Source organism: Bradyrhizobium tropiciagri, from assembly GCF_018130545.1.
Classification (GTDB): domain Bacteria; phylum Pseudomonadota; class Alphaproteobacteria; order Rhizobiales; family Xanthobacteraceae; genus Bradyrhizobium; species Bradyrhizobium tropiciagri_A.
Map to the genome: position 1 here is coordinate 276,828 of NZ_JAFCKF010000010.1, position 21,494 is coordinate 298,321.

The 21,494-nt window shown below is 63.1% G+C and carries 16 protein-coding genes; 4 read left to right on the forward strand and 12 right to left on the reverse strand.

Translation table 11 applies throughout. From position 1 onward, the window contains the following. Positions 1 to 133: 133 nt before the first annotated feature. The 8 genes from JQ616_RS35105 to JQ616_RS35140 all read right to left on the reverse strand — a co-directional run bounded on the left by JQ616_RS35105 (position 134) and on the right by JQ616_RS35140 (position 9,841). Positions 134 to 1,747 carry a choline dehydrogenase gene (locus JQ616_RS35105; RefSeq protein WP_212022730.1) on the reverse strand — a complete coding sequence of 538 codons (1,614 nt, stop codon included), beginning with the start codon at positions 1,745 to 1,747 and terminating at the stop codon, positions 134 to 136. Positions 1,748 to 1,802: 55 nt separating this feature from the next. Continuing rightward, on the reverse strand, positions 1,803 to 2,912 hold the full coding sequence (locus JQ616_RS35110) for an ABC transporter ATP-binding protein (protein WP_212022731.1): 1,110 nt from the start codon (positions 2,910 to 2,912) through the stop codon (positions 1,803 to 1,805). A gap of 15 nt (positions 2,913 to 2,927) precedes the next feature. After that, complete coding sequence (locus tag JQ616_RS35115; protein ID WP_212022732.1) at positions 2,928 to 3,731, reverse strand: HAD-IIB family hydrolase; 804 nt, start codon at positions 3,729 to 3,731, stop codon at positions 2,928 to 2,930. Then, positions 3,728 to 5,257 carry an FGGY-family carbohydrate kinase gene (locus JQ616_RS35120; RefSeq protein WP_212022733.1) on the reverse strand — a complete coding sequence of 510 codons (1,530 nt, stop codon included), beginning with the start codon at positions 5,255 to 5,257 and terminating at the stop codon, positions 3,728 to 3,730. Before JQ616_RS35120 ends, JQ616_RS35115 begins: the two co-directional genes overlap by 4 nt. Positions 5,258 to 5,324: 67 nt before the next feature. Continuing rightward, on the reverse strand, positions 5,325 to 6,851 hold the full coding sequence (locus JQ616_RS35125; RefSeq protein WP_212022734.1) for an ABC transporter substrate-binding protein: 1,527 nt from the start codon (positions 6,849 to 6,851) through the stop codon (positions 5,325 to 5,327). A gap of 50 nt (positions 6,852 to 6,901) precedes the next feature. Then, entirely contained in the window at positions 6,902 to 7,792 is an 891-nt protein-coding gene (locus JQ616_RS35130; protein WP_212022735.1) for a carbohydrate ABC transporter permease, read from the reverse strand. Continuing rightward, entirely contained in the window at positions 7,792 to 8,733 is a 942-nt protein-coding gene (locus tag JQ616_RS35135; protein WP_212022736.1) for a carbohydrate ABC transporter permease, read from the reverse strand. The genes JQ616_RS35130 and JQ616_RS35135 overlap by 1 nt, the downstream gene beginning before the upstream one ends. Positions 8,734 to 8,803: 70 nt before the next feature. Continuing rightward, a complete protein-coding gene (locus tag JQ616_RS35140; RefSeq protein ID WP_212022737.1) occupies positions 8,804 to 9,841 on the reverse strand; it encodes a sugar-binding transcriptional regulator in 1,038 nt (345 codons plus the stop codon). A gap of 140 nt (positions 9,842 to 9,981) precedes the next feature. Here JQ616_RS35140 and JQ616_RS35145 point away from each other — a divergent pair, with 140 nt between their 5' ends. From JQ616_RS35145 to JQ616_RS35155, 3 genes are all read left to right on the forward strand, one after another. Next, positions 9,982 to 11,301, forward strand: coding sequence for an iron-containing alcohol dehydrogenase (locus JQ616_RS35145; protein ID WP_212022738.1), 1,320 nt, complete (start codon positions 9,982 to 9,984; stop codon positions 11,299 to 11,301). 102 nt (positions 11,302 to 11,403) lie between these two features. Next, entirely contained in the window at positions 11,404 to 12,132 is a 729-nt protein-coding gene (locus JQ616_RS35150) for an SDR family oxidoreductase (RefSeq protein WP_212022739.1), read from the forward strand. Positions 12,133 to 12,164: 32 nt separating this feature from the next. After that, positions 12,165 to 12,854 carry a class II aldolase/adducin family protein gene (locus JQ616_RS35155; protein WP_212022740.1) on the forward strand — a complete coding sequence of 230 codons (690 nt, stop codon included), beginning with the start codon at positions 12,165 to 12,167 and terminating at the stop codon, positions 12,852 to 12,854. 161 nt (positions 12,855 to 13,015) lie between these two features. Here the strand turns inward: JQ616_RS35155 and JQ616_RS35160 are convergent, their stop codons facing one another. After that, positions 13,016 to 13,669, reverse strand: coding sequence for a LuxR C-terminal-related transcriptional regulator (locus tag JQ616_RS35160; protein ID WP_249137673.1), 654 nt, complete (start codon positions 13,667 to 13,669; stop codon positions 13,016 to 13,018). Positions 13,670 to 14,170: 501 nt separating this feature from the next. Here JQ616_RS35160 and JQ616_RS35165 point away from each other — a divergent pair. Then, the gene (locus JQ616_RS35165) at positions 14,171 to 15,094 is read left to right on the forward strand and encodes a LuxR C-terminal-related transcriptional regulator (protein ID WP_212022741.1); all 924 of its coding nucleotides are present in this window, start codon (positions 14,171 to 14,173) and stop codon (positions 15,092 to 15,094) included. A gap of 242 nt (positions 15,095 to 15,336) precedes the next feature. Here JQ616_RS35165 and JQ616_RS35170 read toward each other — a convergent pair whose 3' ends face one another. From JQ616_RS35170 to JQ616_RS35180, 3 genes are all read right to left on the reverse strand, one after another. Beyond that, the gene (locus JQ616_RS35170) at positions 15,337 to 16,764 is read right to left on the reverse strand and encodes an HlyD family type I secretion periplasmic adaptor subunit (protein ID WP_212022742.1); all 1,428 of its coding nucleotides are present in this window, start codon (positions 16,762 to 16,764) and stop codon (positions 15,337 to 15,339) included. Beyond that, entirely contained in the window at positions 16,751 to 19,423 is a 2,673-nt protein-coding gene (locus tag JQ616_RS35175; protein ID WP_212022743.1) for a type I secretion system permease/ATPase, read from the reverse strand. Before JQ616_RS35175 ends, JQ616_RS35170 begins: the two co-directional genes overlap by 14 nt. Positions 19,424 to 19,520: 97 nt before the next feature. Continuing rightward, a partial coding sequence (locus tag JQ616_RS35180) for a glycoside hydrolase family 16 protein (protein WP_212022744.1) occupies positions 19,521 to 21,494 on the reverse strand: 1,974 nt, incomplete at its 5' end.

Sequence of the window (21,494 nt, forward strand, 5' to 3'; positions counted from 1 at the left end):
CGATGTTCGCCAGCGACCTTGCCGACCCGGCGTGGCGCGCTAGCCGAAGACGCACGCAAGATGCTGGCGGCCTATCTGAAGCGAAGCTGACCTTCAAGGAAGGTCCGCCGACATCCGCGGACAGCTATGGCAGCTACGCCAGCCTCGCCATCGCCGCGAGCGGCTGCCGACCGAGGACGAAGTCCGCTCCCTTTTCCGCAATCATGATTGTTGGTGCGTTGGTGTTCCCCGAAACCAATCGCGGCATAATGGACGCATCGATGACCCGCAATCCCTCGATGCCGTGGACACGAAGGTGATCATCGACAACTGCAAGCGGGTCGGAACCCATCTTGCACGTGCCGACCGGGTGATAGATGGTTTCGGCAGTTTGACGCACATAGCTGTCGATGTCTGCGTCTGACGTCGCGCGGGAACCAGGGCTATACTCGTCGCCTCGATACGGGTCGAATGCCTGTTGCGCGATGATGTCGCGGCCGATCCTGATGCCGTCACGCATGTTGATTACGTCCTTCTGCGCCTCCAGATAGTTCGGCTGGATCGAGGGATGCTGCCGCGGATCCGTCGATCTGATCATGATCGTGCCGCGGCTTTCGGGACGCGCGATGTTGAAGTAGGCCATGAAGCCGTGCTCGTTGGTGATCTGGCGACCGTGATCGCTGTACATCAACAGGACAAAGAAATATTGCAGGTCCGGTGCGACCAGATCGGGCTGCGATTTCAGGAATGCCATCGCTTCCAGACCGTGTGACGTCGCGGGCCCCGTCCTGGTCAGCACATACTGAATGAAGGCCTTGGTGGCGCCGAGCGGCTTGGTGTGCTTGAGGAACGAGATCGGCTGAGTGCAGCGCTGCTTGACGCCGCAGGCAAGATGGTCCTGCAGATTCTGGCCGACACCTTTCAGCTCGTGCACGACCTTGATCCCGAGCGATTGCAGATGATCGCCATCGCCAATCCCGGACAGCTGCAGCAGCTGCGGCGAGTTGATCGCGCCGCCCGACAGAATCACCTCGCGGTCGGCCCGCAGCGTATGGAGCTGGCCGTTCCTGATGTACTCGACGCCGACGGCGCGGCCGCCTTCGACCAGCACGCGCGACGCCAGCGCCTTGGTGATCACCTGGAGGTTCGGACGGCTCATGACCGGATGCAGATAGCACCGCGCCGCGCTGGCGCGCCTGTTATCACCGATCGTGCTGTCGACCGGACCGAAGCCTTCCTGGTCCGCGGCGTTGAAGTCGTCGGTCGCGGGAAATCCGGCCTGCTTGCCGGCTTCGAACCACGCCTTGGTCAGCGGATGGGTGATCTCCTTCATCCTGCTTGTCAGCAACGGGCCATCGCCGCCGTGGTAAGCATCAGCTCCCGCCTCGCGTCCTTCCGAGCGGATGAAATAGGGCAGACAGTCCGCGGCAGACCAGCCTCGATTACCGAGCTGAGCCCACATGTCGTAGTCGGAGGCATGGCCGCGGATATAGACCATCCCGTTGATCGCGCTGGATCCTCCCAGCACCTTACCGCGCGGCCAGAACAGGATGCGGTCGTTCAGATGCGCCTGCGGATCAGTGTGGTAATGCCAGTCGACGCTGCCCGATTTCATCAGCGCGAGGTAGCCCGCCGGCATGTGGATGAACGGATTGGTATCCCTGCCGCCGGCCTCGAGCAAGACGACCTTGTTGTCCGGGGACGCTGACAGACGGTTCGCCAAGACGCATCCGGCCGAGCCCGCGCCGACGATGACGTAGTCCACCATGTTTTTCCTCCGGCTTCTTATGTTTGGTGACGTCCGCGCAGTCGCAGTGCTCGAGCTAGGCCCGCATCAGGGTGCGCGGCGGGGCTTCGTTGGGCCCATTGATGACCTTGCCTGTGGTCGGGTCGAACAGGCGGATCCGGTCGAGTGCGGGAACCAGGCTGATCGCGTCGTCAGGCGCCAGTTCGAGGCGATCTTGCGTGATGGCGCAGATCTCCTGTCCCCCGATGTCGGCGTAGATATGAATTTCGGGACCGGTCGGTTCGACGACGGATACCTTGGCCGGGATGCCCGCGCCGCCGGTGTCCGGCCGCAGATGCTCGGGCCGAATGCCGTATTTCACGACCTGCCCCGCGGTCACATTGGCGCCGGGCGGCAAGGGCAGCGAGACGCCGTTGGCGCGCACAACCAGCCGGCCCGCTTCGGCGGCCACCTCGCCGGACAGGAAATTCATCGATGGCGAGCCGATGAACTCGGCGACGAACAGGTTTGCCGGACGGTCGTAGATGTCGAGCGGCTTGCCGATCTGCTCGATGTGACCGTCGCGCAGCACCACGATGGTATCGGCCATCGTCATGGCTTCGATCTGGTCGTGGGTGACATAGACTGTCGTCGTCGACAACTTGTGATGCAGCTCCTTGATCTCGGTTCGCATCTGCACGCGCAGCTTGGCATCGAGGTTCGACAAAGGTTCGTCGAACAGGAACACGGACGGGTCCCGCACGATGGCACGGCCCATCGCCACGCGCTGGCGCTGACCACCGGACAACTGCCGGGGCTGGCGGTCGAGATAGGGCGTGAGATTGAGGATCGACGCGGCCCATTCCACCTTGCGCCGGATCTCCTCCTTCGGGACCTTCTTGAGCTGCATCGAGAATGCCATGTTGTCGAACACGCTCAGATGTGCGTAGAGCGCGTAATTCTGGAACACCATCGCGATGTTGCGGTCCTTCGGATGCAGCTCATTGACCACGACGTTGCCGATGCTGATCTGGCCCGACGTGATCGGCTCGAGACCCGCGATCATCCGCAGCAGCGTCGATTTCCCGCAACCCGACGGCCCCAGCAGCACGACGAATTCGCCATTGGCGATGGAGAGATCGATGCCGTGCAGCACCTCGAACCCGCCATAGGATTTGCGTACGCTATTGATGGTGACAGATGCCATGACTGAACCTTCCCGCTACGCGGCCGCTCTCGCCGACAAAATGTGTTCCGCAATCTCGACGAAACCTTCGCCACCCCGCTTGTTGGCCACGAAGGCTGGCGTTGCGGCCATCGCGCCTTCGAAGTCCCGCACATTTGCGACACCGCAGGCATACGGAAAGAAGCCGAACATCGGCGCGTCGTTTGGACTGTCGCCACAGAACACGATACGGTCCCTCGCGGCATCAAGATCGAGACCGAACCGGTCGCGCAGGAAGATCCGGGTCATGGCGAGCTTGTCGTAGCGGCCGAACCAGCCGTTGACATGGATCGAGGAGACCTTGGCGATGCCGCCCGCGCTCTCGAACAGCCAGACGATCTTGTCGACGGCATCGCGCGGCAGCGGCGGCACGTCCTCGCAGAAGTCGATTGCAAGGTCCGCCTCGCGGTAGAGTTGATCGGCGGAAATCGCAGCCCCCGGCACCTCGGATAGAATCCGCTCACTGAGCTCCCGCAGCTTGTGCCGGTTGGCGGCGCGCTCGGCTTCGGTCGCGATGAACTTGCGCTCCATCTTGCGGGCCACCGGATCGTGCCGGAAGTAGAACGCGCCGTTCTCCCCGATCACACCGTCGACCGGCCAGAACCGCGCAATCATGTCGCACCAGCCCGCGGGCCGGCCGGTGACCGGGACCACCGCGAGGCCGGCACCGCGCAGCCGCTCCAGCGCGGCGTAGGAAGCCGCGGACAGCTGACCGTCGGTGGTCAGCGTGTCGTCGATATCGGTCAGGACGCAGACGATCCGACGCGCGGTCTCCGCGGGAAAGCACGAGATCGGCTTCATGACGGCGTGCCCTCGGCGAACGCCGCAAGGCGCGCGTTCCAATCGAGCATCTTCGGCCAGAGGTCGGCGTGGATGGCGCGCAGCTCGGCGTAACGCGCGACGTTGGCCGGTACGGGCTGGAATATCCTGGCCGGCGGCCGCGTCATCGCCGCGGTTGCCTCGGCGATGGTGCCGTACCAACCGGCGCCCTTGGCCGCCGCGATCGCAGCGCCAAGCGACGAGGCTTCGCGCGCCGTCGAGCGGGACACGGGACGGCCGGAGGCATCGGCCAGGATCTGCAGCCAGAGATCGCTGTCCGACCCGCCGCCGATTGCCGAGAACTGCCCGATCTCGCCGCCGGTCACCGCTGCGATCTTCTCGGCTTGCGCCGCAACCTCGAGCGCGATGCCTTCCAGCAACGCGCGATAGATCGCGCCGCGCCGGGTCGAGCCCGACAGCCCGGCGATGACGCCGCGCGCATAGGGATCCCAATAAGGTGTCATGCAGCCGAGCCAATACGGCAGCACCACGACGCCCCCCGCCCCGATCGGACATGTCGCGGCTTCAGCTTCGAGCGCCTTGAAGGTGCTGCGCTGCGCCGCCGGATCGATCCCGAACATCTCACGCGCCATCCAGTCGACCAGGAACGTTCCGGTCCGGACGCACTGCTCGTAGATGTAGCCGTCGTCGCATACCGCCTTCTCGGTGCGGAATGCGCGGTCATAGGCATAGTTGAGGCCGTAGCTGCCGGATACGACGGCCGTGCCCAGATTGATGTAGGCGCTGCCCGGCGATGTGACACCGGCACCGGTGCTGGCGCATTGCCCGTCGCCACCGCCGGAGATCACCGGCGTCCCAGCGGACAGACCGGTGAACGCGGCAGCCGTCGGCGTGACCTCGCCCATCCGCATGCCGGGCCGCTCCAGCGACGGCAGCTTTTCCGCGGCAATGCCGACGGCATCGAGAATCTCGACCGACCAGGTGTTGCGCGTCATGTCGAGCAGCCCGGTCGGATCGGCCGATGCCGTCGATGTCCGCCACTGGCCGGTCAGGCAATGCGTCAGATAGCCATGGACCTCGGCGAACCGCGCGGTGCGCGCGAAGATGTCAGGCTCCTGCTCCGCCATCCAGATGATGCGGTACAGGCAGGGCAACACGTCGAGCGGCTTGCCGGAAATCGCATGGACGCGTTCGGCGCCGAACGACTTGCCGAAGCGCACGACTTGAGGCCGTGCCCGCTCGTCGAGCCAGGTCATGCCGGGCCTGATCGCGGTGCCGTCCTCGCTGAACGCACTGAACGTCTCGCGTTGATTGGAGATCGCCAACGCCGCGATGCGGCCAGAACCGACCTGCTCGGTGATGCCGCGCAAGGCGGCCGCCGTCGAGTCCCACCACTCGTCCGGGTTCTGCTCGAAATAACCCGGCTGCGGATTGGCGAGGCCGATCGCCTTGCGTCCCTCCGCAACGGCACGACCACTGCGGTCCCAGGCGATCGCCTTGGTCGCCGAGGTCGAGCTGTCGATACCGATTACCAGATCCTTGGTCATGCCGCCTCATTCCACAAGAAGCGAAGGCGACCGGGGTCGCCTTCGCAAGTTCTTGTCGTGCAAGCCCTTAGAGCAGGCCGGCATCCTTCACCTTGGCATCAATGTCCTTGGCCAGGGCATCCATGCACTTCTGCGGGTCGCCGCCATAGGCCTGGCCAGTGAGCAGCTTGCCGAGCTCGGTCGGAATCTCGTTGGTCGAGAGGCCCGCCCACAGCGCCATGTGCGGTTCGGTCGCCATCGCATTGTCGATCACCCACTTCACCGTATCGAGGTGCCGCGTGGTGCCGGCGCCGACCTTGGCCTTTGCCTTGACCCGGGGATCGGCGAACGAGGAGTTGCGCATCGGCGCGAAGCCGCCGAGCAGCGTGCAGCGTGTCATGATCTCCTTACAGCAACCCCACTGCATGAAGATCCACGCCGCCTCCTTGTTCTTGGAGTATTTCGACAGCGAGATGCACGAGCCGCCCTGATGGCCGAGATTGGGCTGCTCATTGAATCCGGCATCCGACGGTGAGCGCAGCTTCTTGGCGGTCAGCGGCTTTGCCGGCTCCCACAGGCCCTTGACCTTGGAGTCGTCGGCGTCGAGACCCGGGAAGAATTCGTCCCAGCTCTGCACCAGCGCCACCTGTCCCGAATGCATCATCTCGAACTGGCCGTCCCAGGTCGATGCCGTCGAGTTCGGCGGCGAGACCTTCAGCAACTCCTGGTACCATTTCAAGCCGGCAACGCCCTGCTCGTCATTGCCCGAGAATCTCTTGTTCTTGTTGAAGATCGAGCCGCCATGGCCCCACACCGCCTGGCTCCAGTCGCATTCCAGCGAGTAATGCCCGGACTTGGCCTGCAGGCCGGTGCCGAACACGCCGTTGCCTTTCTCGGCCTCGGTGATCTGCTTGGCCGCGGCCAGGAAGTCTTCGTAGGTGGTCGGCACCGCGATCTTGTGCTTCTCGAGAATGTCCTTGCGGTACATCAGCGTGAAGATCGGAATGTCGAACGGAATGCCCATCCATTGTCCTTCGACCTGGGCGACGTTCTTGACCAGCGGCTTGGAGAAATCGTCCCAATCGAAATCGGGCATCGCCAGTTCCGGCTTCTCCTTGTAGTAGGCCACCGGATCGATGCAGTCGGGCTGGAACATCGAGATCCAGGACTGATCGAGATAATAGAGGTCGTAGGACCCGAGCTGGCCCTGCACGTCCTGCGTCGCCTTGGCGAGCACCTGCTCGAGCGGCACGATCTCGACCTCAACCTCGATACCGGTCGGATCGGTGAACTCCTTCTTGATCTGGTTGAGGATCACCGACGGCGGCGTCGACTCGGTCGAGTAGCGGATCTTGGCGCCCTTGAACTTGCTGCCGACGTCCTTCAGCCATTTGGCTTGGTTGTCCGGCAGGCCGTCGGCATAAGCCGCGCTGGTGAGCATGTTGCCGGTCCGCAAGCCCCTGGGATTGCCGAGCATGCCGGCTCCGAAGGCCGAAAATCCGACGCCCGCCAATCCCATCCGGCGCAGAAATTCGCGCTTGGAGATCTGCTTGTTGGTATAGGCGTTTGCGCTATCGACGATGAATGTCTGCTGGTCGAACTTCTTGAAACTCATAGATACTCCTCCCAACGTTTTGTTTGACTTTGTAGTCCCGATCCGCGCGCCTACTCCTTGAGAGATCCGAGGGTCAGGCCACGGACAAGTTGCTTTTGGACCAGCAGGATGAAGATGAAACTGGGGATCACGGCCGTGGTGCCGAGAGCCGCAATGAATCCCCATTCCGAGCCGGTCGACGTGACGAAGGTCGTGATCTTGACCGGCAGCGTCCGTATCGAGTTGGTCAGGAACAGCGACAGCAGGAATTCGGTCCACGAGAAGATGAAACAGAGCACGGCGGTCGCCGCGACGCCGCCCTTCACCATCGGCAGCACGACGCGCCAGAAGATCTGCAAGCGCGAGGCGCCATCGATCATCGCGGCTTCGTCGACATCGACCGGAACGTCGTCATAGAACGACTTCATCAGCAGCACGGCGATCGGCAGGTTGATCAGCGTATCGACGATGATCAGACCAAGCCGCGTATCGAGCAGCGACATGTAGTGGAACATGAACACGACAGGCACGATGATCGCGATCGGCGGCATGAAGCGCTGCGACAGGATCCAGTTCAGGTAGGCCTGCCGCCCGTAAAAGCGCATCCGTGACAGCGCGTAGGACGCCAGCACCGCGAGCAGCACCGTCAGCGCGGTCGCGCCGACCGCGACGATCAGGGAATCGATGATGGTCTGCCGGCTGTCATAGGAGCTCGCACCGCCCACCCCAAAGGTGTTGCCGGATTCGATCGCAAGCTCCGCCCGCGACTTTCCGAGCATGGTGACCTGATAGTTCACCAGCGTCGGCTTGAAGTTGAACCAGACGATCCCGTCCTTGTCGAAGATCGCCGACGTCGGCTTGAACGAGGTCAGCGCCCACCAGAACAGCGGGAACATGAAGATGCCGACCACGAGCACCGCGGCCACATCACGCAATCGCTTCTGCCAGAAGGTTTCCTGCATCAGAACCTCACCTTGAACAGCTTGATGAACAGGCTCGAGGTGATGATCACCAGCAGCAGCGTGAACAGCGAGATCGTCGAGGCATACGGGAAGTCGGCGTTCTTGAAGTAAATGGTGCCCGCATAGGAGGTGAGCGTTTCGGTCGCGGTGCCCGGCCCGCTATCCGTCATCACCTTCACGTAGTCGTAGATGCGGAACAGATCGACGCCGCGGATCAGGACCGCGAGCGCGATGATCTTGGAAAGCATCGGCAGGGTTAGCCGGAAGAAGGCCTGGCTCGTGGTCGCGCCATCGATCGCGGCGGCCTCAAACGGCTCCTTCGGCAAGGCACGCAGCCCCGCCAGCATGATCAGCACCATGAACGGCGTCCATTGCCAGATATCGGCCAGCAGGACGCCCAGGAGCGCCGTGCTCCCCGAGGCGAGGATCGGATGCTGCGGCGGCCATAGACCGAGCGACACCAGGCCGGTGCTGATCACGCCGAAGGATCCGTCCAGCATCAGCAGGAACATCATGCCCGTGACCGCAGGCGGCACCACGAGCGGCAGCGTCATCAGTGCGCGCAGCAACCCGTAACCCTTGCGGTCGCTATCGAGCAGCAGCGCGATGGCAAGCCCCAGGCAAAGCTCGATCGAAAGCGCGGTGACGGTGTACAGATAGGTGTGGCCGATCGCACCCCACACCCGGTCATCAGCGAACAGCTTTCCCCAATTCCAGGTGGGATTGAACACGTTCAGGCGCGTGACCGGGTTGCGCTTGAAGAACGACAGCCAGAGCGCATAGAGCAGCGGATAGACCCCGAACGCCAGGATCAGCGCGGTGATCGGCGCCAGCCACGGAAACGGGTGCTCCGAAGTCAGAAATCGCGGCCAGGCACGGCGGCGCGGCGTCTCCGATACCGGCACGTCGACAGCCAGACTTGGTACCTGGTTCGAAACCATAGACGTTTCCTCACGCATCTTTTTTCTCACGGCGCCGGCTCTGCGGCCGGTTCGCCTCATTCTCAGGGTATCAGGGCCGGCGCGTCACTCCGGTTCGGGACGATCGAGCCGCGCGCGGCACCAGCGCTCTCGCCGTTGCCACGTCGGTGACCAGGATGGTTGCGTAATTGTTGTTGAGCGCGGCGAATACCGCATCGATCTTATCGGCGCCGCCGGCAATGCAGATCCGTTCCGGCACCCTGGCGATCTCGTCGAGCGTCAGGCCGATCATTCGATTGTCGAGCGCGCCGAGCAGCGGCTTGCCGTCATGGTCGATGAAGCGTCCGCTGACCACGCCGACCGCTCCGCGCGCAACATACGGCCCGATGTTCTCGGGCGACATGTAGCCGCTGCGCATCGCGGTGCCGGCATCATCGACGCTGCCGACACCAAACAGCACCTTGTTGCTCGTGCGAATGATCTTGAAGGTCTCGACCAGTGCCGGCTCCTGCACGAACAGGCGTTTGATCTGGGCCGTCGAGACGATGCCGGGCGCGTGCAGATTGACGCAGCGCGCCCCGAGCCTGGTGGCGATGTTGGAGGTGCAGAGCTCCGGCGAAAACTCCGTCGTTCCGATCGAACAACCGGTGATCTGCGCGACGGTAACACCCGGAAGATTCATCTCGGGCAGCGCCGCCGATAGCGCCTGCACCGTGCGCCCCCAGGACACCCCGAGCACATCGTCGGGCTGCAACCGCTCGATCAATAGCCGCGCGCCGGCCCTGCCGATCCGCTCGTGAACCGGCAGCCGGCCGCCATCATCAGGCACGACGAGACAATTGGTCAGTCCGTAGGCGTCCGCGACCTCGCGCGCGAGACCGATGGTCTGCAGATGCCGTGACGAGACTGCGATGGTGACGATGTTGCGGTCGCGCGCCTCCTGCAGGAAGTTCACCACCGACGCGCGCGAGACGCCAAGCTGATCGGCGACCTCCTCCTGCGTCATGCCCTCTTCGTAATAGAGCCACGCCGCCCATACCACCGGATCGCTGTCGAACTCCGCGGGAATCGACAGCGCCCTGCGCTTGATCCGCGGCGGCGTCACTTGGCGTTGCAGCGTCCGGGTCATCGACGATCCAGCTTCGGCGTTCTCTTACAAAATGCACACCGAGTTGACATTTGTCAATTGTCTCGCTTAATTGCCAATCGCTTTTGTCAAATGTCACGATCAGGGCCGCGACACCGAAGACGTGGCGCGGGGTGTTGTCGATGTCGAAGCAGAACTGGACCGCGCTGATCGACGATATGGTGGCTGGCCGCTGGACCAATCCGCTGACCGGCGTGCAGATCAAGGTGCCCTACGACTCCATCGTGATCGAAGACAGCCTCGACGGCCGCGAGGCCGAACTGGTCGCGTCCTTGAAGCTCGGCGAGCGCCTGGCGCTGGTCGCCGACGAAGCGACGTACGAGGCGATGGGTGCGCGCATCGAGAAGGCCCTGCGCAGGCTCGGCCCGATCAGGACGATCGTGATGGAGCGCCCGCACGCCGACATGGTCGAGGTTCGCAGCCTGACCGAGGAATTGCGTGGCTTCGATGGCGTCGTTGCCGTCGGCTCCGGCACCGTCAACGACCTCTGCAAATACGTCACCGGTCTCGACGGGCGGCGCTATTGCGTGTTCGCGACCGCGGCGTCGATGAACGGATACACCTCATCGACGGCGTCACTCACGCTCGACAGCGGATTGAAGGTGTCCCTGCCCTCGCACACGCCTTCCGGATTCTTCGTCGACCTCGCGGTATCCGCTGCGGCGCCGCCTTTTCTCGCTGCATCCGGCTTTGCCGACTGCCTGGCGCGCTCGGTCGCGCAGAACGACTGGTGGATGTCGCACCGGCTGTTGGGCACTGCCTATTTCCAGGAACCCTATACGATCCAGGCCGCCGACGAGATCGAGCTCAACAAGCGCGCCGGCAATCTGCCCAAGGGCGACATCGAAGCGATGGGTTATCTCTATCGCGTGCTGACATTGTGCGGGCTCGGCATCTCCTTCACCGGCATTTCGCACCATGGCTCGATGGGCGAGCACCAGATTTCGCACTACATCGATTGTTTCGCCGGCAAACGGCATCCCGGCAGCCTGCATGGCCAGCAGGTGGGCATCGCATCCCTGAGCATGGCGCGGTTGCAGCAGCAAATGCTGTCGAGCGATCGGCCGCCCTCCATTGGGGCGACGCCGATCGACGCGACCGACATGGCCCGCCGCTTCGGCGAAGAGGTTGCAGCCCAGTGCCTTGCGGAGCTCAAGCAGAAAGCCTTCGACGCCAACGGCGCAACAGCGTTCAACCGCAAACTCGAGGAAACATGGCCCGCGCTGCGCCTCGAGCTGGCGGGCTTTACCATCCCAGTCGACGAGATGAAGCGGCTGCTTTCGGCGGCCGGCGGCGCCACGACCGCCGCCGAGCTCGGCGTGCCGATCGACCTCTATCACGAGGCCATCATCCATTGCCGCGAAATGCGCAACCGCTTTTCATTCCTCGACATCGCCGCGGATGCCGGCACGCTGGACGCGTTTGCACAAGGCGAAATCTAGAGCATGGTCCGGAAAAGTGTGAAGCGGTTTTCCGAAAACGACCATGCTCAAACAAAGAGCTAAAACGCGATTCTCATCGCGCTTTAGCGGGAGGGCTGTGACATGACGACCGTAAAACCGCTTGTCGCCGTGACGGGCGCGAGTTCCGGAATTGGAGAGGCAACCGCCCGCGCCTTCTCGGCCGCCGGCCACCCCGTGCTCATGATGGCCCGTCGGATCGACCGGTTGGAAGCCATGCGCCTGCCCAATTCGATCAGCCGCCAGGTCGATGTGCGGGACCGCGCGGCACTGGCTGCCGCGGTGCGCGAAGCCGAAGCGAAGTTCGGTCCGGTCGATATGATGTTCGCCAACGCGGGCATCGCAAGGCTTGGCGACATCGGCAAGCAGGACCCGGCCGATTGGGACGAGATGATCGCAATCAACGTCAACGGCGTGATGAACAGCGTCCATGCCGTGATGTCGAGCATGATGGCGCGCCGTCATGGCACGCTCGTGATGATGAGCTCGATCGCTGGGCGCAAAGTCTATCCCGACCACACCGTCTATTGCGGCACGAAGTTCTTCGTTCATGGCGTGTCCGAGAGCCTCCGCGAGTATCTGTCGGAGCATGACGTCCGCGTCATCGTGATATCGCCCGGAATCATCGAGACCGAAGTGCTTGATGGCGTGAAGGACCCGGTGACGCTCGCCAACTACAGGGCCAACAAGGCAGCGATCGGCGGCGGCATCGGGGCCGAGCATGTCGCAGACCTGATTCTCGACGCCTACAGGCTTCCACAGAACGCGCTGGTGCAGGAAATCTGCATCACGCCGACCCGGCAGAAATTCTGAATGCCGGCCGCACCAACCGCCAGGGACCAACGATGACCGACACCGAACTTCAGCTGCGCGAGACGATCATTGCAAAATGCCGCTGGATGAACGCCACAGGGCTGAACCAGGGGACGTCCGGAAACATCTCGGCGCGCCACGGCAACACCATGCTGATTTCGCCATCCGCAACGCCCTATGATTCGTTGACGCCCGACATGATCGCGGCGATGCCGATCGAGGGCGAATACGGATCGTGGGAGGGACCGCTCAAGCCCTCCACCGAATGGCGCTTTCACCTCGATATCATGAAAGCACGCCCCGACGTCGGAGGCATCGTTCACACACATTCCACCTATTCCACCGTGCTGGCGATCGCGCGCAAGGAGATTCCGGCGTGCCACTACATGATGGCGGCGTTCGGCGGCATGAACGTACGCGTCGCCGGCTACGCCAGATTCGGCACCAAGGAATTGTCGGAGAACGCGCTGAACGCCCTGGAGAACCGGACCGCCTGCCTGCTTGCCAATCATGGAATGATCGCCACCGGTGCATCGCTGGAGAAGGCGATGTGGCTCGCAGTCGAGCTCGAGACGATCGCCCGGCAATACTATCTGACGCTGGCAATCGGCGGACCGATTCTCCTGAGCCAGGCCGAGATTGCCGAGACTGCCGCCGCGTTCGGCAGCTATGGCGTTCAGGATCCCCCCAAGGGGCTTGGTACCCGCCGCGAGAGTGCGTGACCGGCTTCCTGCTGATGGGTCTCCGACCTGCACCTGCGGACATTCGCTGACGGCGATCAGGGCGACGAGAACGATCGGAAGCGCGAACTCGTCTAGTCATGCGCCGACCCTGGAGCGCATACGCTCAGCCGCAACGTCAGTCGTTCGTACCTCGCCTCGTCTCAGCCGGACGGAGTGCCGCCAGCCCCCGCCTGTGAGACGACGAGCGTGGCGAGAATTGTCCTGTTGCTGATCTCGAGCTTGCGGAAGATGTGGTGCAAGTGAACCTTGATGGTCCCGTCGGCCACCTTCAGGCGGCGGCCAATCTCCTTGTTCGACAAGCCCTCCGACACCAGGCTCATGATCTGACGCTCGCGGTCGGTCAGCACTGCCAGATATTTCTCCGGCATTGCGGTTTGCGCACAAGAGAGGGCTTCCTCGTACGCGGGCGGCGGCAACATTTTCTGGCCGTCCGCCACCTGCCGCAAGGTCTGTAGGAGGGTCTCCGGCTCCTCGTCGTTCAGGATAACGGCATAGGCGCCCGCTGCCGCCAACACGGCGAGATCGCGATCCTCGACCGAGGTGGCAAGGAATACGAGCCGCGCAGGAGCCGTCCCGGCGTTTGCGACGTCGAGCGTCGCCTGCCCCAGAATATCGGGCATCGACATATCCAAAATGGCTATATCGGGCGCAAGACTTCGTAATGTCTCGAAACAGCTCGCACCATCGTTGCAACGAGCAACAACCTTGAAATCACGTTCTGCTTCGAGCAGGCAGTTCAAACCCAATAAGACAACTGGAAATCTACTAGCAATAACCACACGACTGAAATGCATTTACGACCCAATCCTCACATCCCTCCAGTTCAGCTTCGGTGCGCCCTATCCCTAATCAAACTACTCCAATATGAGGTTTTTCAGTAAGGTTTTGTTGTCGCAAGCATCCGGGAATCTACTGCCAGCACGCCCCGCCCCGACCGGCATCGTTCCAACAACGCGTGATCGCAGCGCGGGACGTACGCACCCTCCGCGGGTGCCCATCGACGAGGGCCAATGGCCCGAACGGACTAAGCCGATGGCTTTTCTATGACGGTCGACATCCGAAACAGTGACTATAACCAACGGTATATAGGGATATTGGGGATTAGCATCTAACATTATTAAATATTTTCTGAGTGGGCTCGGGACATTTTGGTCCTCAGTTTTGTTTCTCAAGTCGCGACCAAGGAAGATTTTTCGATACCTCGTTCTTTTTTAGCTGGGCGGAATCATCACCGAAAATGAGCCGGAATCAACCGATCAGCCCATTGTTTCATTGTAGCGTCCGGGAGAGTTTCCATGAGACGGCGATATCCTTTTGCCATTGTGCTTGTTGGTGAAAATAGTCTTCGCAAAGAAGGTCTTGCCAGAATTCTGAACTCCGAAAGTTTTCAAGTCCTGGCTTCAGTATCCGATGCCGACGATCTGCTTGACGGCAACGCGCATCAAAAAGCTCCGGCCAGCCAGCCGCTGCTGCTACTCATTGTTCATACCGGCGATGATTTCCGCCCGACGATCGAGCAGATCGAATCCTTCAAACGCCGTCACACTGACGGGCAGGTAGCCGTCGTCGCGGATCAATATCGTGTGAGCGACCTTGCTGCCGCACTTCGGGCCGGCGCCACCGGATACTTCATCGACGTGATGAATTGCGACGCGTTCATCAAGTCCATCGAGCTCGTCATGATGGGCGGGACGGTGTTCCCGCCGGCCTTCCTGACGTCCGCTCTCGATGCCGAGGAACACGACGCAGACGATGCGCCGGCCCCGATCGATGACGATCGCGCCGTCGCGGAGGCCGATGACCGGCTTGCTCGGCAATTGTCGCCGCGGGAAGTCTCCATCCTGCAGTGCCTGATCGAAGGCGATTCCAACAAGTGCATTGCACGCAAAATCAACATCGCCGAAGCCACCGTGAAGGTTCACATCAAAGCGATCCTTCGCAAGATCCGGGTGCAGAACAGGACCCAGGCCGCGATCTGGGGCTTGAACCATCGACCTACGGCCTGGCCCAAGAACAACGGGTCTGCGGTTCAGGGCCCGGATGCCGAGCGGCCGCTCCCGCCGAAGCGGGACATTCCCAAGATCGCGAGAGCGAGCCGACCGGCCCCGCTCGGCGCAATCGACCATGCGCCGAACTATTTCGAGGTGTCCCTCACGAATGGCCACGGCCGCAAAGACCTGAGCTCAAAGAGCGACGGGGTGATCCGGTTTCGGAAATAACTGAAGCCGCGCCATCTGGCTGCCGCCGGGTAACCCCGGCGGGAAGGCGCGCAGTGCCGCAAAGATGCATGGAAGGCGCGATGGCCGGTGCAGGGCTTCGCGCCAAGGCGGCCGGCTGCGCTCAAGCGCGATAAGACTTCGTTGAATCGTTATCGCGCGTGAGCGTCCTGCTTTGGCATGATCTTGTCGGAAAACTGCGTCGCTATTTGCACTGACGCGGCTCTCCGGCTCCGGATCACGCGCTAGCGTTCCCGCAACGCTTCCTGCTGGTGCCTTGCCAGCGGCGACAGCAGATAGCTGATGATCCTGCGCGTGCCGGTCTTGATCTCGACCGTCACTGCCATGCCGGGACCGAGCTTGACCAGCTTGTTGTCCACCTGCATCTGCGTGCGGCCGAGCGACACGCGCGCGGCATATTCCAGCTCCTGGCCCCTCGGCTCGCTGCCGCCCTGTGCCGCGCCCTGGGTGCGGTCATTCGACGCGCCCGGCGGCCTGTCACGGGTGATGGCATCAGACGAGACGCTGAGAACCTCCCCATCGAGCAGCCCGTAGCGCGTGAAGTTGAATGTATCGACCTTGATCGCAGCCCGCTGTCCGGCATGGACAAATCCGACGTCACGATTGGAGAGCATGGCTTCGATCTCGAGCTGGCTATCGCTGGGAACCACCACCGCCAATGCCTGACCGGCCGCGACCACGCCTCCCACCGTATGAACGGCAAGCTGCTGCACGACGCCGTCGACCGGTGCGGTCAGATGCTGGAACTTGGTCCGCTGCTCGGCCTTCACCACCTCCTGCGCGGCGCTCTTGGCCTTCTGCTCCGCCTTTGCCAGGGCGTCGTAGGTGGCACGTCGATATTCCGCGTCGGCCCGCTCCCTGGTTTCCTTCAGCAAGGCCATGGCGGCGTCAGCTTCGCGCAGCCGGCTCTGCTGCACGATCAGATCCTGCTGAAGGCCGACGAGGTCCTGGTACTCGGACAGATACGTCACCTTTGAACCGAGCGCCTTGTCGAGCAGCGTCTTTCGGATTTCGACCCGCTCGGTGAGCACGGGTATGGTCGCCTGGATCTTCGCGACATTGACCGCAATGGTTGCCCGCTCCGCCTCTTTCTGGCCCTGCTGGCGCTCGATCTCGGCAAGCTTGGCCTGCTGCTCAGCGCGCTGGCTGACCAGAAACTGACGATGCAGCTCGATATCGGCCGCAGTTGCGCCGGCTGGCGCCTGGAATGCCGCCAGCGGATCGCTGGCAAGTGCCGCGCGAAGCCGCGCCACTTCGAGTTCGGCAGCCAGCAGATCGCTGCGGTAACGCTCCTGATCGGCTCCGGTCATCGTGGGATCGAGCTCGATCAGCACTTCGCCGGCCTTGACGCTCTGACCGTCCCGCACGTGGATGGCGCGCACGACACCGGTCTCGAACGGCTGGATCAGCTTGGTCCGCCCACCCGGCACGATCTTGCCGGTCGCCGTTGCGACGATGTCGACGTGGCCGAACCACGCCCATACCAGCGCGATGCAAAATCCCACGATAATGCTCGCCCCGATCGCGCGCCCGACCGGTGACGGTGGCGATTCAGTGATTTCGAGCGCCGCCGGAAGGAACGCGATCTCCTGCTCGCGGCGGCGAACCTCGGCCTTCGGGAACGGGATGACGTTTCGGCTAGCGAGCGTCATGGAGACCTGCCTGCAGGTGGTGCAGCCGCGCGTAGCGTCCGTTCGAGCGGATCAGCTCGTCATGGTTGCCGTCCTCGACGATGCGGCCGTGCTCGATCGTGATGATCCGGTTGGCGTGGCGCACGGTGGACAGCCGATGGGCGATCACGAACACGGTCCGCCCGGCGGAGATCCGCTTCATGTTCTGCTGGATGGCGCGCTCGCTTTCATAGTCGAGAGCGCTGGTGGCCTCGTCGAGAATGAGGATGCGCGGATCGGTGACGAGCGCGCGGGCAATTGCGATGCGCTGACGCTGTCCGCCGGACAGGCTGCTGCCGCGTTCGCCCACGACGGTGTCATATCCCTCGGGCAGCTCCAGGATGAAGTCGTGAGCACCTGCAAGCGAGGCCGCCGCAATGACGCGCTCGATCGGCATCGCTGGATCGGCGAGCGCGATATTGTCGCGAATCGAGCGATTGAACAGCACGTTCTCCTGCAACACGACGCCGATCTGGCGCCGCAGCCAGGCGAGATCGACCATCGCCAGATCGACGCCGTCGATCAGCACGCGGCCGCTTTCCGGCACATACAGACGCTGGATCAGCTTGGTGATGGTGCTCTTGCCCGAGCCCGAGGAGCCGACAATGCCGACGACCTGGCCGGGATCGACGCTGAACGACACGTCGTGCAGCACTTCGGGACCATCGATCCGGTAGCGGAACGTGGCGTGCTCGAATGTGACCTTGCCACGGATCGCCGGCAGCGCCGCGCGGCCGGGACTCGAACTCGGCTCGGGAATGGTGTTGAGGATATCGCCAAGACGATCGACGGACAGCCGGGCCTGATGGAAATCCTGCCAGATTTGCGCCAGTCGCAGCACCGGCATGCTCACGCGCGCCGCCAGCATGTTGAACGCGACGAGCTCGCCGACCGTCAGTGCCCCGTCGACCACAAGCCGGGCGCCGAAGTAGAGGGTCGCGGCGGCGACCAGCTTGCTGATCATCTGGACCGCCTGGCTCGCGGTATTGTTCAGGCTCAGCACGCGGAAGCTTGCAGCCACATAGCCGGCGAGCTGCTCTTCCCAGCGACGCTGCATTTGCGGCTCGACCGCCATCGCCTTCAGCGTCTCGACGCCGGTGACGCTCTCGACCAGGAACGCCTGGTTCTCGGCGCCCCGATTGAACTTCTCGTCGAGGCGCCGGCGAAACAGCGGCGCCGCGCCCGCCGATATGCCGATGTAGAACGGGAACGACGCCAGCACGATGAAGGTCAGCGTCGTCGAGTAGTAGAACATGACGGCGAGGAACACGAAGGTGAACACCAGATCGATCGCCAGCGTGAGCGCCGAGCTGGTCAGGAACTGACGAATGTTCTCCAGTTCTCGGACGCGCGCGACCGAATCTCCGACGCGGCGCGTCTGGAAATAGCCGATCGGCAACGCCATCAAGTGATGGAACAGGCGGGCGCCAAGCTCCACGTCGATCCGGTTGGTGGTGTGCGCGAATAGATGGACGCGCAGCGTACCGAGAATGGTCTCGAGCACGGTCAGCGCGACAAGGCCAGTGACCAGCACGTCGAGCGTGCTCATGCCGCGGTGCACGAGCACCTTGTCGATGACCACCTGGAAGAACAGCGGCGATATGACGGCGAAGACCTGGAGGAAGAACGACGCGACCAAAACCTCGCTCAGCAGGCGGCGATACTTGTGGATCGCACCGAAGAACCAGCTGATATCGAAGCGCCGGGACATGTCGGTCAACGCAGCGCGCCGCGTCATCAGGATGATGTCGCCATCCCACATCGCCTCGAGTTCGGCTTGCCCGATCATCTCAGGCTGCGGCAGCAATGGGCGCTGGACCAGGAGCTTGTCGTCGACGATCTTGCCGAGAATCAGGAACCCGCCGTCGCGCAGCACCGCGATCCCCGGGAGCGGCGTCACCGCAAGCCGCTTCCAGTCCGTTTTCTGCAACCGGGCCTTCAGCTCGAAATTCCGGGCGCAGCGTATGATATCGGTGACGCCAAGGCGGTCGGTACCGGTCCGATGCCGGATTTGCTCCGGGTCGGCCGCGATCCCGTGACAGCGCAGCAGGATCGCCAGCGCCATCGCGCCGGATTCATCGCCGTGGCCTGGTTCGATCGCGTCCGCCTTAGCGGCGGCGTCGGGACGACCGGACCGGCGCGCAAACGCCGGAAGCTCGCGGAGCCGCCGCACCAGGTCTTCGCGCAGATGCTGCATCGTCTTGCGCGCGCGCACCGCCAAGCCAGTGAACCAATGAAGGGCCCGGCGCACAGCTTGGCGCGATTCGGTCGAGATCAGACGACCATCCCAGATCGCCTCGAACTCGGCGCGCGTGATGCGTCGCGGATGCGGCGACGACGGATGCAGCACAAGCGCTTCGTCGCCGTCGACCTTTCCCAGCAGCAGGAATCCACCATCCTGCAAGGCAGCGATTCCGGGCAACCGGATGTTCGCCAGCCGCGTCCAATCGGTCGTCCACGAACTCGCCTTGAGACCAAACTCCCCGGCGCAACGTAGCATTCCGCGGATACTCGTCGCCCTGCTTCCACAGAGATCGCGGATCCTGTCGGAATCAGCGTTCACTCCATGCAGTCGCAAGAACAGAGCCAAGGCTCGAAGCCCGTGCTCTGCGGTATCGGCATTTCCATTCTGGATCGCCATCGACAAACTCAACTGTTCTGCGGTCATACGACCGGCTTCAACCAATTCCCTTTCATGCATTCACACAAAGCGAGACCGGGAGGGGTGACCAGCCGCATCAATGTTGCGGCTTGGTCAGAAACGCCTCTTCAGTCCAGCGCCCACCCCGCGCGTCGGCCGTAATGAATTGCCCGCCGGTGCCGTGGTGGCCCGCCATGCACTGGTTCAGCAGCGCGAAGCTCCGATCCGCCGAGGCGGCCGTGTGCGTGGTCGTCGTTGGCCGCGGATCCGTCACCGTGATGCTCTGCGAGGCAGACGTCGTGACGGTACCCGTGGTGGGGTCAGTCCCGGTTGCCTTGATCGTCAGCGTGGCAACCGGATGGCCGCCGCCCCGGTAGTTCGACTGCAACGTCAATCCGCTCTCGACCTGGGCTGCGGTCAGCGTGATGTTGCTGCCCTTGTACGTTCGGCCATCGAGATTGTCGGTGATGGTCTCGTATTTGGGCAATCCCGTGATATTGACGGTCACGGCATCATTGGGATCAGTGGTCGTCACCTTGACACCGAGGTCGACGGTCCCGCCCCTCCCAGCCACCGTCAGCGAGGTATCCGCGATCTCGAGCACCGGTGCGACGGGTCTCGTCGGACTACCTGACGTTGACGGCGCCGTTGGGCTGGTCGGGTCGATCTGAAGACCGGCGAACGTCTTGACCGCGCCGGCAAGGCTCGCAGCGACACCGCTGGCGTCGCTGATGCTCGCGCCACCCGCGAGGTTGACCCCGGTAATGGCAAGGGCAGACGTCGCCGTGTTGGTCGAGGCAACCGTCGTTCGGAAGGTGAGCGTGCCGGTCCCCGAGCCGCTGACATAGGAGGCGGTGCTGCCGTCGTTGAGCGACAGTGTCGGGGTGCCAGTCACATTCACAGCTTCGTTGAAGCCGAGCGTGAATGTGACGGTGTCCCCAATATGCTCGATCCCCGTCCCCGGCGAGGCCGCGACCTGGCTCACCACCGGCTGGACCGTTGGCAGGGTCGACGTCGGTGGCGCAGCGCTCGTCGGGCTGATCTGGAGACCAGCGAACGTCTTCACCGCACCGGCAAAAGTAGCGGCCACACCGCTTGCATCGCTGATGCTCGCGCCGCCCGCAAGGGTGACCCCGGTAATCGCAAGGGCCGACGTCGCCGTATTGGTCGACGCCACGGTCGTTCGGAAGGTGAGCGTGCTGGTCCCCGAACCGCTGACATAGGACGCCGTGCTGCCGTCGTTGAGCGTCAATGCCGGGGTACCGGCGACGTTCACTGCCTCGTTGAACCCGAGCGTAAACGTAACGGTATCGCCAACATGTTCGATACCGGTCCCCGGCGATGCCGCAACCTGAGTGACCGTCGGCACGACCGACGGCGTGGTCGGCTGCGTCGTCGCCGGCGGGGTTGTAGCAGAGACATTCGCGCCAGTGACGGTGTTGCCGCTGCCGGCTGCCTGATAGAGTTGGATCTCGTCGATCTGCATCGCCATCGACGCGGGCGTCGAACTGTCGAGTGCCGTATGCCAGCCGGCTGCGCTCGAATTCGCGACCTGATTGCTCATGATCAGCTGCATCGGCTCGTTCGGAATCGGGACCTGCGCGCTGGTCACCGTCGCGATCTGCTTCCCGTCGAGATACCAGGTGATCGATTTGCCCGGCACCCAGTTGATGCCGTAGGTGTGGAAGCCGGCGGTGAGGTCGATGCCGGTATTGACGGTGCCGCCGACCGTCCCCGACGGCGTGTGAAGATGCCAGGTGAAGGCCTGGTTTGCCGGCCCGTTACCGGTGTATCCTCCCTCCTGGATATCGATCTCGAAATTGTCGCCGCTGCTCGAACCCGCGCCGGGCATCAGCCACAGCCCCGGCCAGGCACCATCGCCGCTCGGCGCCTTCATGCTGATCTGGAGGTAGCCGCCATCAAATTCGAGCTTGCCATAGCTGCTGACGGCGCCGGACGTGATCGGAAACGACTGCGCCGTGCCCTGATTCATGCCGGTGACATTCTGCCTGATCGCCGTGAGATCCAGGACCCCGTTATTCACGGTCACCTGGCTCGGCATGTCGTAATC